We start from the raw sequence: 1,819 nt of genomic DNA, 5'->3' as shown, positions 1-1,819 counted from the left end.
GCGCATATATGATTTTTCAGTGGTGATTATGTTACAAATTTGATTTTTATATGCCATTTTAACCAATCAAAAGGTCATAAAAGACCATTCTTCTATATCCTATTGCTATAAAGAAAGAGTTGATAGATATTGAGTATATTGTGTTGCCAAAATGTCGGGGGACATCATGGATAATCAGAAAGAGACGCGTGTAGAGTTTGATTACACAACTTTTCTTGGCGCCTCGTGCAGTAAAAAATGGACTTTTCTGGAAGCACTTACCACTATCGCTCCAGTGTTCAGTACCGTTTGGCGAGACAGCATCAAAGAGCTAGCAAGCCCAGAAGATCGCTTATGGCAAATGGCACTAAAATCGATGTCTACACGTAAGAGTGATGAATCGAACATCGTTACTTTGCTTAAGCTTGCCAAATTAGAAGGCATCAATGAGCTCAAAGTAGTGATGCCATATTCTCTTGAAGAAGAGCAGATCGAATACATCGAATCGCGTAGTCATTTAGTGATTGCAGGTAATACTGGAGAAGAATTTACTATTCGACTGTAAGCCTTGTACCAGTGAGAGCGATGCTCAAACAAGACTGAAATTATATGTAAAAAGGGCCTCAATATTGAGGCCCTTTTTGTATCGTAACGGTGTTTAAATCGACAAGATGATTAATCGATTAGCCCGTAGTCAGCACGCAATACGTCGATGATCTCTTGTTTAGGGTTTTCGCTCAGTACAATCTCAGCGCCAGTAATCTTTGCTGCGATATCAAGGTAAGTGCGAGAAAGAGACATCAGGGCATCCAATGGCAATTCATTGTCACGCGCTAGCGCTTCACGCTCTGGCATACGCTCTTTATTCAGCAGAATATCGGCATCAGGGAAGTAGTTAAGTAGGAACTGACGGAAACCTTCTTTTGAGTTTTCAACGATGTTGCCATTGTTGTATTGCTCTGTATCCCAGATACGAGATGAGTCAGGTGTGCCCACTTCGTCCATGTAGATAAGCTTCTCGTTGCCTTGTGCATCGTTCACGTAACCAAACTCAAACTTGGTATCAACGAAGGTTTGGTCTACTTTCTCTAACGCGTCACTGATGACGTTAAAGCCTTCTTTCAATAGCTTCTCGTAGTGCGCGATATCGCTCTCTTGAGAGAAGTTAAACGCTGCAAAGTTATCTTGGATGTTCTGACGTGTGATGTTTACATCGTCCGCTTCTGGTACACCAGGAATGCCTTTCAAAATACCTTTAGTCGAAGGAGTGATTAGAAGCTCTGGTAGTTTCTTATCTTTCTCTAGACCTTCTGGCATTTCGATACCACAGAATTCACGCTCACCATTTGCGTACGCACGCCACATAGAACCTGTGATGTATTGGCGACAAATAGCTTCAATCATTACTGGGCGAGCTTTTTGTACAATCCATACGAATGGGTGAGGGATATCAAGAATGTGGCTGTCAGCAAGACCGTTGTCTTTAAAAAGCTTGAACCAATGGTTAGAAATAGCATTAAGCGCTGCGCCTTTACCAGGAACACCTTTCAGGTTGCCTTCACCACGCCAGATACAATCAAATGCAGAGATACGGTCACTGATCACCATGATAGCTAAAGGAGCATCAGGTGCTACGTCGTAGCCTTTCTCTTTAATTAGTCGTTGGCTATCTTCTTCAGTTAACCAGTAAACCGAACGAACCTTGCCACTGTGGACAGGTTTATCAGTGCGGATTGGGAGGTCATCATTTACGGCAAGAACTTGATCAGCGAGGCTCATTTAGACATTCCTATCTTTTATCAAACGTCATACAGAGAAGTGCAATGTGCACATGATTAGA

General features: G+C 42.3%; 2 protein-coding genes. One reads left to right on the top strand and one right to left on the bottom strand.

The features are described from left to right. The first annotated feature begins 166 nt into the window (after nucleotides 1–166). On the top strand, nucleotides 167–544 hold the full coding sequence (locus BCT81_RS22295) for a hypothetical protein (RefSeq protein ID WP_004738481.1): 378 nt from the start codon (nucleotides 167–169) through the stop codon (nucleotides 542–544). Nucleotides 545–654: 110 nt separating this feature from the next. Here the strand turns inward: BCT81_RS22295 and BCT81_RS22290 are convergent, their stop codons facing one another. After that, nucleotides 655–1,758, bottom strand: a complete 1,104-nt coding sequence (locus BCT81_RS22290) for a phosphoribosylaminoimidazolesuccinocarboxamide synthase (RefSeq protein WP_102425879.1) — start codon at nucleotides 1,756–1,758, stop codon at nucleotides 655–657. Between the last annotated feature and the right edge of the window lie 61 nt (nucleotides 1,759–1,819).

The organism is Vibrio sp. 10N.261.52.A1, assembly GCF_002876325.1.
In the GTDB taxonomy this organism is placed as follows: domain Bacteria; phylum Pseudomonadota; class Gammaproteobacteria; order Enterobacterales; family Vibrionaceae; genus Vibrio; species Vibrio chagasii.
Note: the sequence above shows the minus strand (reverse complement) of the source record. Positions and strands in the feature narration are given on the sequence as shown.